Source organism: Burkholderia sp. 4NA327C6, from assembly GCF_005502655.1.
Classification (GTDB): domain Bacteria; phylum Pseudomonadota; class Gammaproteobacteria; order Burkholderiales; family Burkholderiaceae; genus Burkholderia; species Burkholderia contaminans.
Map to the genome: position 1 here is coordinate 343,809 of NZ_SCNZ01000001.1, position 12,901 is coordinate 356,709.

Annotated in this window: 12 protein-coding genes; 11 read left to right on the top strand and 1 reads right to left on the bottom strand. The window is 68.4% G+C overall.

The window, feature by feature from the left end:
* Nucleotides 1-35: 35 nt before the first annotated feature.
* The gene (locus FFS49_RS01615; RefSeq protein ID WP_137909866.1) at nt 36-1,400 is read right to left on the bottom strand and encodes a 2-hydroxycarboxylate transporter family protein; all 1,365 of its coding nucleotides are present in this window, start codon (nt 1,398-1,400) and stop codon (nt 36-38) included.
* A 432-nt stretch (nt 1,401-1,832) separates the two neighbouring features.
* Between FFS49_RS01615 and FFS49_RS01625 the strand changes: the two genes are divergently transcribed.
* The 11 genes from FFS49_RS01625 to FFS49_RS01675 all read left to right on the top strand — a co-directional run bounded on the left by FFS49_RS01625 (nt 1,833) and on the right by FFS49_RS01675 (nt 12,901).
* Nucleotides 1,833-2,663, top strand: coding sequence for a MetQ/NlpA family ABC transporter substrate-binding protein (locus FFS49_RS01625; RefSeq protein ID WP_039367858.1), 831 nt, complete (start codon nt 1,833-1,835; stop codon nt 2,661-2,663).
* Between the two features lie 10 nt (nt 2,664-2,673).
* Nucleotides 2,674-4,086 carry an LLM class flavin-dependent oxidoreductase gene (locus tag FFS49_RS01630; protein WP_039367857.1) on the top strand — a complete coding sequence of 471 codons (1,413 nt, stop codon included), beginning with the start codon at nt 2,674-2,676 and terminating at the stop codon, nt 4,084-4,086.
* Nucleotides 4,087-4,104: 18 nt separating this feature from the next.
* Entirely contained in the window at nt 4,105-5,301 is a 1,197-nt protein-coding gene (locus FFS49_RS01635) for an ATP-binding cassette domain-containing protein (RefSeq protein WP_039367855.1), read from the top strand.
* The gene (locus tag FFS49_RS01640; protein ID WP_011353926.1) at nt 5,294-5,950 is read left to right on the top strand and encodes a methionine ABC transporter permease; all 657 of its coding nucleotides are present in this window, start codon (nt 5,294-5,296) and stop codon (nt 5,948-5,950) included. Before FFS49_RS01635 ends, FFS49_RS01640 begins: the two co-directional genes overlap by 8 nt.
* Before the next feature lie 53 nt (nt 5,951-6,003).
* Nucleotides 6,004-6,846 carry a hypothetical protein gene (locus FFS49_RS01645; RefSeq protein WP_039367853.1) on the top strand — a complete coding sequence of 281 codons (843 nt, stop codon included), beginning with the start codon at nt 6,004-6,006 and terminating at the stop codon, nt 6,844-6,846.
* Nucleotides 6,843-8,054 carry an acyl-CoA dehydrogenase family protein gene (locus tag FFS49_RS01650; RefSeq protein ID WP_039367850.1) on the top strand — a complete coding sequence of 404 codons (1,212 nt, stop codon included), beginning with the start codon at nt 6,843-6,845 and terminating at the stop codon, nt 8,052-8,054. Before FFS49_RS01645 ends, FFS49_RS01650 begins: the two co-directional genes overlap by 4 nt.
* 135 nt (nt 8,055-8,189) lie before the next feature.
* Entirely contained in the window at nt 8,190-9,398 is a 1,209-nt protein-coding gene (zigA, locus tag FFS49_RS01655) for a zinc metallochaperone GTPase ZigA (protein WP_171026707.1), read from the top strand.
* Nucleotides 9,399-9,456: 58 nt separating this feature from the next.
* The gene (folE2, locus tag FFS49_RS01660) at nt 9,457-10,383 is read left to right on the top strand and encodes a GTP cyclohydrolase FolE2 (protein ID WP_171026708.1); all 927 of its coding nucleotides are present in this window, start codon (nt 9,457-9,459) and stop codon (nt 10,381-10,383) included.
* Complete coding sequence (locus FFS49_RS01665) at nt 10,377-10,955, top strand: 6-carboxytetrahydropterin synthase (RefSeq protein ID WP_137909863.1); 579 nt, start codon at nt 10,377-10,379, stop codon at nt 10,953-10,955. The genes folE2 and FFS49_RS01665 overlap by 7 nt, the downstream gene beginning before the upstream one ends.
* Nucleotides 10,955-11,515, top strand: coding sequence for a carbonate dehydratase (locus FFS49_RS01670; protein ID WP_039367838.1), 561 nt, complete (start codon nt 10,955-10,957; stop codon nt 11,513-11,515). Before FFS49_RS01665 ends, FFS49_RS01670 begins: the two co-directional genes overlap by 1 nt.
* A gap of 3 nt (nt 11,516-11,518) precedes the next feature.
* Nucleotides 11,519-12,901, top strand: coding sequence for a dihydroorotase (locus FFS49_RS01675; protein ID WP_137909862.1), 1,383 nt, complete (start codon nt 11,519-11,521; stop codon nt 12,899-12,901).

Sequence of the window (12,901 nt, forward strand, 5' to 3'; positions counted from 1 at the left end):
AAAGCGGCCTGCGCGACGGTGCGCGCGGCGGCGCGTCATCCGAAGTGGGCGACCAGGATCAGCGTGACCGTGACGACGATCGCGCCGCCGATACGCGTCGCGATCTGCGCGAACGGCATCAGCTGCATCCGGTTCGCGGCGGTCAGGATCGCGACGTCGCCGGTGCCGCCTTGCCCGCTGTGGCAGGCGTTCACGATTGCGGTGTCGATAGGGTACATCTTCATCAGGCGGCCGACCACGAAACCGGTGCCCATCAGCGTCGCGACGGTCGACACGATCGTGACGACGTTGACGATCGTGAACGCGGCGGTCAGCTTGTCCCACGGCGTCATCGCGACGCCGATCGCGAACAGCAGCGGATACGTGACGGCGGTCGAGAAGAACTTGTAGACGACGAACGCGCCTTCCTGCAGCGGCGGCGACACCGCACGTGCGAGCTTCACGAGCACCGCGAGGAACAGCATCGCGACCGGCGCGGGCAGGCCGAACAGCTTGTGCGCCATCAGGCCGACCAGGTACAGCGTGATGGCCGTGATGCCGGCGCCCGCGATGTGCGAGACGTCGACGTGGCCGCGGATTTCCTCGTTCTCGGGCGTCATGTCGCCCGATTCGCCGACCTGCAGGCGGCCGTTGCCGGTCAGGTGCGGGAAGCGCTTGCCGATCATGTCGAGCGCGCCCGACAGGATGATCGCGGTCAGGCTGCCGAGCATCACCGGCGGCAGCACCATCGCGAACATCTCGCCTTGCGGCAGGTGCATCAGTTCCGAATAGCCGATCGACAGCGGAATCGCACCTTCGCCGACACCGCCCGCCATGATCGGCACGACGATGTACAGCAGCGTGTGGCGCGCGCCGAGGCCGAGCGCGGTGCCGACCGCCGTGCCGACGATCGCGGCCGCGACCGAGCCGGCCGCGAGCGGGATGAAGATCTTCACGAAGCCCTGGATCAGCACGCGGCGATCCATGCTCAGGATGCTGCCGACGATGATCGACGCGATGAACAGGTACAGGAAGTTGGTCGACTTCGTGAATTCGACGGTCAGGTTCAGCACCGGTTTCGGCAGCACGTGGTAGTACGTGAGCGCCGACGGCACGAAGGTCGCGAAGATCGCGGCCGCGCCGATGTTGCGCAAGAGCGGCAGGCGCTTGCCCAGTTCCGCGCAGGTGAAGCCGAAGAACGCGAGCACCGCGATCGCCATCGAGATCTCGCCGGGTACCTTGCCGGTCACCGAGAAGCCGACGATCAGCGCGAGCAGGATGAAGTAGACGGGCAGCGGAATGATGCCGATGCGGATTTCCATCAGTTTCCACCAGCCTTCCGGCCAGAAGCGCTCGCGCGGGGCGGCGACGGCGTCGGAAACCGGCTCCGGATGGGACGGGGTATGGATAGAGGTCTGCAAGACGTGTCTCCTGATGTTGGTATGCCTGCATGGCTTCGCGGCATCGTGTGCCGTCTATTACGCAACCCCCGTGCCAGAAATCCGGCCTGCCGGAATATTTTTAATTCATTGATTCATAAGGGGTTTGTTTCGTCTGCTGAAAGATCGGCCCGACGGGCTGGCCGAGATTTCGGAATTCGCCCGCCGCCCAGGCCGAGATTTCGGCCAGCAGGCCGGCCGGGCGCCCGGGCGCGCCCTCGATCCCGCATGGCCACCCGCCATATCGCCGCGCGCGATTTTCTTCGCACAAACGCTTCGTAGACCGCCCCCGCGCCGCTCTCTATCATCGGCTGATCTTTTCCGATTCGATGACCCCTGTCCGGAGAACGCCCGCGCGTTCGCCGCGGCGTCGCTCATCCATCGATACCGTCTTTGGACAGGAGAGTGGTTTCCATGCTGCATGCCGTTTTTTCCGCCCGCTTTTCCGCCGGCCGCGTCGCGCGCCTGCTGGCCGCCGCCGTGCTTGGCGTCGCATTGCTCAATGGCGCGCACGCCGACACCGCGCCGCTGAAGGTCGGCATCTCGACCAGCCCGCAGATCGAAGCGCTGAAGGTCGCCGCGAAGGAGGCGAAGGCGCAGGGGCTCGACGTGAAGATCGTCGAGTTCACCGACTGGAATACGCCGAACGCGGCGCTCGCGAACAAGGACATCGACGTCAACTACTTCCAGCACATCCCGTTCCTCGAGAACGCGAACAAGCAGGGCGGCTACAACTTCGTGTCGATCGCGCCCGGAACGATCATGAAGATCGGCCTCTATTCGAAGAAGGTGAAAAGCTTCAGCGAGCTGAAGGACGGCGCGAAAGTCGCGATCGCGAACGATCCGGTGAACGGCGGGCGCGGGCTGTTGCTGCTGCAGCGCGCGGGGCTCATCACGCTGACGCCGGGCGCCGACTACCGCGCGACGACGCACGACATCGTGTCGAACCCGAAGCACCTGAAGATCATCCCGCTCGAAGCGTCGCAGCTCGCGCGCTCGCTCGACGACGTCGATCTCGCGCAGGGCTACCCGAGCTTCATCAAGCTCGCCGGCACGACCGACCCGAACAGCGCGCTGCTGTTCGACGGCACCGAGAACAAGATCTTCGCGATCCAGTGGGTCGTGCGGCCGGACAGCGTGAATGATCCGCGCATCCGCAAGTTCATCTCGATCTACCAGCACTCGCCGGCGGTGCGCAAGGCGCTCGACAACGCGTTCGGCTCGCTGTACGCGATCGCGTGGTAACGGAGGCGGCATGACGACGGCGAACCGCAAGAAGATCCTGCTCAACGCGTTCAACATGAACTGCGTCGGGCACATCAACCACGGGCTGTGGACGCATCCGCGCGACCGCTCCGCGCACTACACCGATCTCGACTACTGGGCCGACCTCGCGAAGACGCTCGAACGCGGCAAGTTCGACGGGATCTTCCTCGCGGACATCGTCGGCGTGTACGACGTGTTCGGCGGCGGGCCCGACACCGCGCTGCGCGAATCGGTGCAGGTGCCCGTCAACGATCCGTTGCTGCTGGTGCCCGCGATGGCGCAGGTCACGCGGCACCTCGGCTTCGGCGTGACCGCGAACCTCACCTACGAGCCGCCTTACCTGTTCGCGCGCCGCATGTCGACGCTCGATCACCTGACGAAAGGGCGCGTGGGCTGGAACATCGTCACCGGCTATCTCGACAGCGCCGCGCGCGGCATGGGCCTCGCGCAGCAGATCGGCCACGACGACCGCTACGAGCGCGCGGACGACTACATGGACGTCGTCTACAAGCTGTGGGAACAGAGCTGGGACGACGATGCGGTGATCCGCGATGCGAAGGCGCGCGTGTTCGCGCAGCCGGGCAAGGTGCGGCGCGTGAAGCACGACGGGCCGTTCTATTCGATCGACGCGATTCATCTGAGCGAGCCGTCGCTGCAGCGCACGCCGGTGCTGTACCAGGCCGGTTCGTCCGCGCGCGGCGTCGAGTTCGCGGGGCGTCACGCGGAATGCGTGTTCGTGAACGGGCAAAGCAAGGCCGCTGCGCGCGCGGCGACACTCGACATTCGCGCGGCCGCTGCACGGCAGGGCCGCGACCCGGCGTCGATCAAGATCTTTGCCGGCGTGAGCGTCGTGACGGCGGAAACCGAACTTCTGGCACGCGAGAAATTCGACGAATACCGGCGCTACGCGAGCGCCGAAGCCGGCCTCGCGCATTTCGCGAGCTCGACCGGCATCGACTTCGCGAAGTACGGCCTCGATGAGCCGATCTCGTACGTGAAGACCGATTCGATCCAGTCGGCCGTCGACGCGATCTCGCGCAAGAGCACGACCGGCACGTGGACCGTGCGCCGCATGCTCGAACAGATGTCGCTCGGCGGCCGCTATGCGCCGATCGTCGGCTCGCCGTCGCAGGTCGCGGACGAACTGCAGTCGTGGATTGACGAGACCGGCATCGATGGCTTCAACCTGACGCGCACCGTGATGCCCGAGTCGTTCGAGGATTTCGTCGACTGGGTCGTGCCCGAGCTGCAGAACCGCGGCGTCTACAAGGAAGACTACGATCCCGCGCCCACGCTGCGCGAGAAGCTGTTCGGCGCGGGCCCGCGCCTGCCCGCGTGGCACACGGGCGCGCAGCACCGGCCGGCCGCCGTGGCCGAGCCCGCGCATCCCGCGCATGCGTGAACGTGACGGAGCGAAGCGATGACGCAATTGTTCGATACGCTGGGTTTCATCGATACGTCGGCCGTGCGCGCCGGCACCGCTGCCGCGACGCATGACGCAGCGGTTGCGTCGGCCGAATCGGCTGAATCGGCCGGCGGCGCCGCCGTGTCGCTGGAGCAGGTCGGCAAGGTGTTCGCGACGCCGCGCGGCCACGCCGCCGCGCTGCGCGACGTGACGCTCGACGTGCGGCGCGGCGAGGTCTTCGGGATCATCGGCCGCAGCGGCGCAGGGAAGTCGACGCTGCTGCGGCTCGTGAACGGCCTCGAACGGCCGAGCTCAGGCCGCGTGCGCGTGCAGGGCGTCGATGTCGGCGCGCTCGACGAGGACGGGCTCGTCGCGCTGCGGCGCCGCACCGGCATGGTGTTCCAGCATTTCAACCTGCTGTCCGCGAAGACGGTGTTCGAGAACGTCGCGCTGCCGCTGAAGATCGCCGGCGTGCCGAAGGCCGAGCGCGTGCGCAAGGTCGAGGCGCTGCTCGAGCTCGTCGGGCTTGCCGCGAAGCGCGACGCGTATCCGGCCAGCCTGTCGGGCGGGCAGAAGCAGCGCGTCGGCATTGCCCGCGCGCTCGTGCACGATCCCGAGGTGCTGCTGTGCGACGAGGCGACGTCGGCGCTCGATCCCGAGACGACCCAGTCGATCCTCGCGCTGCTCGCCGACATCAACCGCCGCCTCGGGCTGACGATCGTGCTGATCACGCACGAGATGGAAGTGATCCGCGCTGTGTGCGACACGGTCGCGGTGATCGAGCAGGGCGAAGTCGTCGAAACCGGCCCCGTGTGGCGCGTGTTCGGCGATCCGCGCCACGGCGCGACGCGCGCGCTGCTCAGCACGCTCGTGCACGACCTGCCGGCCGAACTGGCGGCGCGCGTGCAGCCGCTGCCCGAGCAGGCCGCGTTGCCCGACGGCGCGCAGGTCGTGCTCGACGTCCGCTATACGGGCGAGAGCGGCGGCGAGCCGGATGTCGGCGCGCTTGCGGCGGCACTCGGCGGCTCGGTACGGTTCCTGCACGGCGGGATCGAGCGTATCCAGGGGCATGCGCAGGGGCGGCTCGTGATCGCGGCAGCGCCGCACGCGGACGACGCCGGCCAGCCGGCGTCGCGCGGCGGTGCGGTTGCCGCGCTGCTCGAACGCGCGCGCCGCCACGCGAATCACGCGGAGGTGCTCGGCTATGTTTGACCTCTGGTGGCCCGAACTGCTCGATGCGATCCGCGACACGCTGTCGATGGTCGCCGCGTCGGCCGCGATTGCCGCGCTGATCGGCATCCCGCTCGCGGTGATCCTCGTGACGACCGCGCCCGGCGGCATCTACGAGCGGCGTGGCGTGAACGCGGTGCTCGGCGCGCTCGTCAACGTGTTCCGCTCGACGCCGTTCATCATCCTGCTCGTCGCGCTGCTGCCGTTCACGCGCGTGCTGATCGGCACGACGATCGGCGTCTGGGCGGCCGTCGTGCCGCTGTCGATCGCCGCGATCCCGTTCTTCGCGCGGATCGCCGAGGTGAGCCTGCGCGAAGTCGACCGCGGGCTGATCGAGGCCGCGCTCGCGATGGGCGCGAAGCGCCGCCACATCGTGTGGCACGTGCTGCTGCCCGAAGCGCTGCCGGGCATGCTCGGCGGCTTCACCATTACCGTCGTCGCGCTGATCGGCTCGACGGCGATGGCGGGCGCCGTCGGCGCGGGCGGCCTCGGCGATCTCGCGATCCGCTACGGCTACCAGCGTTTCGACACCACCGTCATGGCGACCGTGATCGTGATCCTGATCGCGCTCGTCTCGGCCGTGCAAATCACGGGCGACCGCCTGGTCCGACGTGTGACCCGGCGTACCTGAGCGACGCCACAAGCGTCTGCTCGCTTCATTCATGATCCTGAGAGAAAGAACCTATGACCTTGCCCATCGGCGCGCCGCGCGAATGGAACGGACAATTCGAGGAAGCGCTGTTTCTCGACGTGGCGCGACGCCATCGTCCTGACTTCCCGGCCAAGCTCGCCACGCCGCCGCGCGAGCCGCACAACGACGACGAGCTGGCTGCCGTCGCCGACTACTACACGAAGATGGCGTCGCACGACCTGTTCATCGTGCAGGTCGTCGCAAAGGCGATCGACACGCTGTTCCGCGACGATCCGCATTTCCAGCTGATCCTGTCGCGCCAGCTCGGCGACGACGGCGCGCACGCGGTGATTGGCCGCGAACGCGTGACCGAACTGACGGGGCGTGATCCGCTGCAGGAAGTCGACCGGCTCGTCGCCGCGCACTGGGCGCGCATCGGCGACATCGCGGTGCGCGACATCGCCGGCTTTCTCGCGTTCGAGTGGCATTACGAGCTGCACATCCTCGCGAAGCTGTGGATCCAGCGCAAGACCGGCCGCATCGGCGATTCCGCGATGCGCGAGCACGGCGAGAACCGGATCCGGCCGGACGAGGAATGGCATCGCGTGCAGATCGTCCAGTGGTGGTTCGACACGTTGAAGGCGCTGCCGGCGGCCGAGCGTGACGCGCTGATCGATCGCGTGATCGCGGCCGACGAGGAAACGCAGGCGCGGCTCGACGGTTACCTGCACGACGAGTACGCGCATACCGCGCACGTGTTCGGCGCGGATATCGCCGAATACCGCGCGATCTACGACGACTGGCGGCGCGAGATCCTGTCGCGGCTGACCGGCCGCCCGCTCGACGCGCTCGTCCCGCTGTCGGGTGAAGCGGTTGCGCAGGAAGCCGTCGCATGAACGATCCACGCGGCCCGGCGACCTTCGCGCCCGATACCGATACGCCCGCCTTCGACCCCGCCGCGCTGGCGCGGGCGATCGACGCGTTGCGCACCACAGCCGCCGCGCGCGACCGCGCGGGTGGTCATGCGGCGCAGGAGAAGCAGTGGCTCGCCGATGCGGGCCTGCTGACGCTCGCGGTGCCGCGTGCGTTCGGCGGACGGGAAGCCGCTTGGCCCGAGATATACGATGCGATCCGGCAGATCGCGCGCGTCGACAGCGCGCTCGCGCATCTCGTCGGGTTCCAGTGCCTGCAGGTGGTGAGCGTCGACGTGTGGGGCAATGCCGCGCAGCGCGAGCGTTACCTGCGCGGCACGGTCGAGCAGCAATGGTGGTGGGGCAATGCGGTCAATCCGCTCGACACGCGGCTCGTGGCCACGGCGACGCCCGACGGCGGCTACCGGCTCGATGGCGTGAAGGGCTTCTGTTCGGGCACGCGCGGCTCGCAGCGGATGACGGTGTCCGCGCACGATCCGGACACGGGCCGCACCGTGTTCGGCGTGGTGCCGACCGATCGCGCGGGGATCACGGTCAACGAAGACTGGGATCCGATCGGCCAGCGCCAGACCGACAGCGGCAGCGTGCGCTTCGACGGCGTGACGCTCGCGCCGGACGAGGTGCTGCATCGTTCCGAGGCGCCGCCGACGCCGCGCGCGACGCTGCGCACGCTCGTGTCGCAACTGGTGCTGACCAACCTGTTCGTCGGGCTCGCGGAAGGCGCACTGGCGGAAGCGCGCGACTACGTGCTGAAGCATGGCCGCCCGTGGATCCAGTCGGAGGTCGCGCAGGCGAGCGACGATCCGTACACGCTGCAGCGCTTCGGCGACATGCGGGTGCGGGCGATCGCCGCGGCGGCGCTGGCCGATCGCGCGGCCGCCGCGTTGCAGCGAGCATGGGCGCGGCAGGATGCGCTGACGGCGGACGAGCGCGCCGAGGTGGCGCTCGCGGTATCGGAGGCGAAGATCGTCGCGCAGCGCGCGGCGCTCGAGAACGGCGAGGCGCTGTTCGACGCCTGCGGCGCGCGCGCGACGGCCGCGTCGCTCGGCCTCGACCGCTTCTGGCGGAACGCGCGAACGCATACGCTGCACGACCCGCTCGACTACCGGCTGCGCGACGTGGGCCGGTTTGCACTGGCCGGGGAGTGGCCGCCGGCGTCGCTCTATACCTGAAGGACCGACACCGGAGCGGGCGGGGCCCGCTCCGGACAAAACCCGACCGGCCTGCTGGACGCCCAAAATGATATGTTATATCGTTGCGATACAATATATCATTCTCTTTCCAACGTCCTCGACCGGAATCGCCCGATGAGCCCCGCACTTCCCCCGTCCACGCGGCTTCCCGTGACCGTCCTGTCCGGCTTCCTCGGCGCCGGCAAGACGACGCTGCTCAACCACATCCTCAACAATCGCGAGGGCCGGCGCGTCGCGGTCATCGTCAACGACATGTCCGAGGTGAACATCGACGCCGCGCTCGTGCGCGACGGCGGCGCGGGGTTGTCGCGCACCGACGAGAAGCTGGTCGAGATGAGCAACGGCTGCATCTGCTGCACGCTGCGCGAGGATCTGCTCATCGAGGTCGACCGGCTCGCGCGCGAAGGGCGGTTCGACCAGCTCGTGATCGAATCGACCGGCATCTCGGAGCCGCTGCCGGTAGCCGAGACGTTCACGTTCGAAGGCGAGGACGGCCGCAGCCTCGGCGAAGTCGCGCGGCTCGACACGATGGTGACGGTGGTCGATGCGTTCAATTTCCTGCGCGACTACGCGTCGCGCGACAGCCTGCAGTCGCGCGGCGAATCGATGGGCGAGGAGGATGCGCGCACGGTCGTCGATCTGCTGATCGACCAGATCGAGTTCTGCGACGTGATCGTAATCAACAAGATCGACCTGATCGACGCAAACGCACGCGAGCGGCTGGTCGCGCTGCTGCGCGGCTTGAACCCGCGCGCACGGATCGAGATCGCCGAATTCGGCAAGGTGCCGCTCGAACGTGTGCTCGACACGGGCCTGTTCGACTTCGACGAAGCCTCGCGCGCGCCGGGCTGGCTGCAGGAGATGCGCGGCACGCACACGCCCGAGACCGACGCGTACGGCATCCGCAGCTTCGTCTATCGCGCGCGTCGGCCGTTCCATCCGCAGCGTTTCTTCGATCTCGTCGAAAGCGAATGGCCGGGCGTCGTGCGCTCGAAGGGATTCTTCTGGCTCGCCACGCACCCGACCGTCGCCGGTTCGTGGTCGCAGGCCGGCGCGGTCGCGCGGCACGGGCCGGCCGGCTACTGGTGGGCGGCCATGCCGCCCGAACGCTGGCCGCAGGACCCGGAAGCCGTCGCGCAGATCCGCGCGCGCTGGGACGAGCACGTCGGCGATGCACGGCAGGAACTCGTGCTGATCGGCATGGACATGGACGAGCCCGCGCTGCGCGCGCGTTTCGACGCGTGTCTGCTGACCGACGCCGAGATGGCCACCGGCCCCGAGCACTGGACCACGTGGGACAACCCGTTTCGCGACTGGCCCTGACTTGACCGCGCTTCCTGCATCGATCCGGATGGAGAAGGCGCTCCACCGGATTCCGAGCATGAACGCACCCCTTCCCGATATTTCCCTGACTGATGCCGCACCGGGCGGCCGCCCGCTCGAATGGGTCGGCATGCAGGGCATCGACCTGCCCGTTGCGGTGGCCGAGCCCGGCTGCCGGCGCGACGTGCATGCGCGCGCCGACGTGCAGGTCGATCTGCCTGCGCCGCACGTGAAGGGCATCCACATGTCGCGGCTGTACCGTCTGCTCGACGGGCTCGGCGACGGCGCGGCACTGTCGCCGGCCGGCCTTCAGCGTGTGCTGCATGCGATGGTCGACAGCCATCGCGACTGCGATACGCGCCGTGCGCGGCTACGGCTGCGCTTCGACTTGCTGGCACGCCGCGCCGCGCTGGTGACGGACGGGCTGGCCGGATGGAAAGGCTATCCGGTCCGGATCGACGCGACGCTGACCGGCTCCCGGTTCGAACTGCGCGCGCAGGTGACGGTCGCCTATTCGTCGACGTGCCCGTGCTCCGCGGCGCTGTCGCGGCACTGGGTCGAGCAGGCGTTCCTGGCGGCATTCGGCCGCGACGATCGCGTGGCGCCGGCGGCGGTCGCCGCGTGGCTGAAACGGCACGCGACGGCGGCCACGCCGCACAGCCAGCGCAGCGAAGCCGTCGTCAGCGTGGCGCTGCCTGCCGATCGCGCGACGCTGGGGCTGATCGACCTGATCGATCGTATCGAGCACGCGCTCGGCACGCCGGTGCAGACGGCCGTCAAGCGTGCGGACGAGCAGGCGTTCGCGGTGCTGAACGGCGGGAACCTGATGTTCGTCGAGGATGCCGCCCGCCGCGTCCGGGCCGCGCTGGATGACTTCGGCCACGATGCGACCCCGCACGTGCACGTGCGCCATCTGGAAAGCCTGCATCCGCACGATGCGGTGGCCTGGGCCGCGCCGGTGCGCGAAGGCGCCGACGCATGCTGATCCGCAAATTGTTCCGCTTCGAGAACGCGCACGTCGTGCGCGGTTGCAGCACGCGGCGCTGCTCGCATTCGATCCACGGCCATTCGTACCGCGTCGAGCTGCTGCTGGAGGCGCACGCGCTGGATCGCGGGCAGATGATCTACGACTTCGGGCTGCTCAAGGGCGACGTGCGCGACCTGATCGACGCGTTCGATCACGCAGTGACGTTGTGGGCGGAGGATGACCCGTGCTACGTCGAGAGCATGCGCAGGCATTCCGAGCGTTGGGTGCTGCTGCCCGTGTCGCCGAGCGCCGAGCAGTTCTCGCGCGTGTTCTTTCGCCTCGTCGATGCGGCGCTGTCCTGCACCCGCATGGCGAACGGCGAAGCCGACGTGCGGCTGCATTCGATCATCGTTCACGAAACCGACACCGGTTACGCGCAGTGCTTTCGCGACGATGCGTTCAACCCGCGCATGGGCCGCATCGACCTGGACGACATCGTGTTCGCGCCGGCCATCGCCGGACAGTGGCGCGATCCGGGCCTGTTCGAGCGGATCAAGCGCGGCCGCCCCATTTCAAGGCAGGAATCCTGATGATCAGAAAGAACCCGCGCGGCGACCTGCCGCAGATTCACCCGAGCGCCTTCGTCGATCCGACCGCCATTCTGTGCGGGCTCGTGATCGTCGAGGAGAACGTGTTCATCGGCCCGTACGCGGTGATCCGCGCGGACGAAACGGATGCCGGCGGCCGGATCGCACCGATCGTGATCGGTGCGCATTCGAACATCCAGGACGGCGTGGTGATTCATTCGAAATCGGGTGCGAGCGTCACCATCGGCCGGCATACGTCGATCGCGCATCGCGCGATCGTCCACGGGCCGTGCAAGGTCGGTAACGGCGTGTTCGTCGGCTTCAACAGCGTGCTGTTCAACTGCACCATCGACGATGGCTGCGTGGTGCGCTACAACGCGGTCGTCGACGGCTGCCACCTGCCGCCGGGTTTCTACGTGCGTTCGACCGAGCGCATCGGGCCGGAAACCGATCTCGCGGCCATGCCGCAGGTGACGGCCGACGCGAGCGACTTCTCCGAGGACGTCGCACGCACGAACAATGCGCTGGTGCTGGGCTACAAGCACATCCAGAACGAGTTCTGAATCATGGACGAGCGCAACCGACATGAAGGCGGCGCGAGCGACGCGCTGAAGCGACGTCACGCCGACCTGCTCGTGCACGGCGGCACGGCGATGACGCCCAACGGGGCCGAGCGCATCGACATTGCGTGCGTGGACGGCCGTGTCGTTGCGCTGGGTGCGTTGCGCGGCACGTGGCGCGCCGACGTCGTGCTGGATGCCGCCGGCCTGCACGTGCTGCCGGGCGTCGTCGACAGCCAGGTGCATTTCCGCGAACCGGGCCTCACGCACAAGGAGACCCTCGAGGCCGGCACGCGCGGCGCGGTGCTCGGCGGCGTCACGACGATCTTCGAGATGCCCAACACGCATCCGCTGACGCTGACCGCGCAGGATCTGCAGGCCAAGCTGGATCTCGCGCGCGGCCGTGCGTGGTGCGACTACGCGTTCTATATCGGCGGCTCGGCCGCGAACGCCGAACGGCTGCCGGTACTTGAAAACCTGCCGGGCTGCGCGGGCGTGAAGGTCTTCATGGGCAGTTCGTTCGGCGATCTGCTGGCCGATGACGAAGCCGTGTTGCGCCGGATCGTGCGCAACGGGCGGCGGCGCATGGCCGTGCACGCGGAGGACGAGGCGCGGCTGCGCGAACGCCGGGCGCTGGTGGAAGCGAGCGGCGACGTGCGTGATCATCCTCGCTGGCGCGACGAGGAAAGCGCGCTGGCGGCGACGCGGCGCATCATCGGGCTGGCTGCCGAGACGGGCCGCCGGCTGCATGTGCTGCACGTGTCCACCGCCGCGGAAATGGCGTTCCTCGCGCGGCACCGGCATCGCGTGACCGTCGAGGTCACGCCGCATCACCTGAGCCTGCACGCGCCCGATTGCTACGCGCGGCTCGGCACGTTCGCGCAGATGAATCCGCCGGTGCGCGAGCGGCATCATCAGGACGCGCTGTGGCAGGCCGTTCGCGACGGCGTGGTCGACGTGATCGGCAGCGATCACGCGCCGCATACGCGTGATGAAAAGCGCAGGCCCTATCCGCAGTCGCCGAGCGGGATGACCGGCGTCCAGACACTGCTGCCGCTCATGCTCGATCACGTGCAGGCGGGCCGCCTGAGCCTCGCGCGGCTGGTCGACCTGACCAGCGCCGGGCCGGCGCGCATCTTCGGCATCGCGGGGAAAGGGCGCATTGCGGCGGGCTACGACGCCGATTTCAGCATCGTCGACTTGCGTGCGCGTCGCACCATCCGGGACGAATGGATCGCCAGCGTGAGCGGCTGGACACCCTATGACGGGCGCACGGTCACAGGCTGGCCCGTGCATACGGTCGTGCGCGGGCAGGTCGTGGTGCGCGATGGCGAGCTGAACGGGGAGCCGGCCGGGCAGGCCATGACGTTTCTGGATGCGGCGGGTTAG

Coding starts and splice junctions, on each gene's coding strand:
- FFS49_RS01625 (WP_039367858.1), top strand. CDS start 1,833: ATGCTGCATGCCGTTTTTTCCGCCCGCTTTTCCGCCGGCCGCGTCGCG.
- FFS49_RS01630 (WP_039367857.1), top strand. CDS start 2,674: ATGACGACGGCGAACCGCAAGAAGATCCTGCTCAACGCGTTCAACATG.
- FFS49_RS01635 (WP_039367855.1), top strand. CDS start 4,105: ATGACGCAATTGTTCGATACGCTGGGTTTCATCGATACGTCGGCCGTG.
- FFS49_RS01640 (WP_011353926.1), top strand. CDS start 5,294: ATGTTTGACCTCTGGTGGCCCGAACTGCTCGATGCGATCCGCGACACG.
- FFS49_RS01645 (WP_039367853.1), top strand. CDS start 6,004: ATGACCTTGCCCATCGGCGCGCCGCGCGAATGGAACGGACAATTCGAG.
- FFS49_RS01650 (WP_039367850.1), top strand. CDS start 6,843: ATGAACGATCCACGCGGCCCGGCGACCTTCGCGCCCGATACCGATACG.
- zigA (WP_171026707.1), top strand. CDS start 8,190: ATGAGCCCCGCACTTCCCCCGTCCACGCGGCTTCCCGTGACCGTCCTG.
- folE2 (WP_171026708.1), top strand. CDS start 9,457: ATGAACGCACCCCTTCCCGATATTTCCCTGACTGATGCCGCACCGGGC.
- FFS49_RS01665 (WP_137909863.1), top strand. CDS start 10,377: ATGCTGATCCGCAAATTGTTCCGCTTCGAGAACGCGCACGTCGTGCGC.
- FFS49_RS01670 (WP_039367838.1), top strand. CDS start 10,955: ATGATCAGAAAGAACCCGCGCGGCGACCTGCCGCAGATTCACCCGAGC.
- FFS49_RS01675 (WP_137909862.1), top strand. CDS start 11,519: ATGGACGAGCGCAACCGACATGAAGGCGGCGCGAGCGACGCGCTGAAG.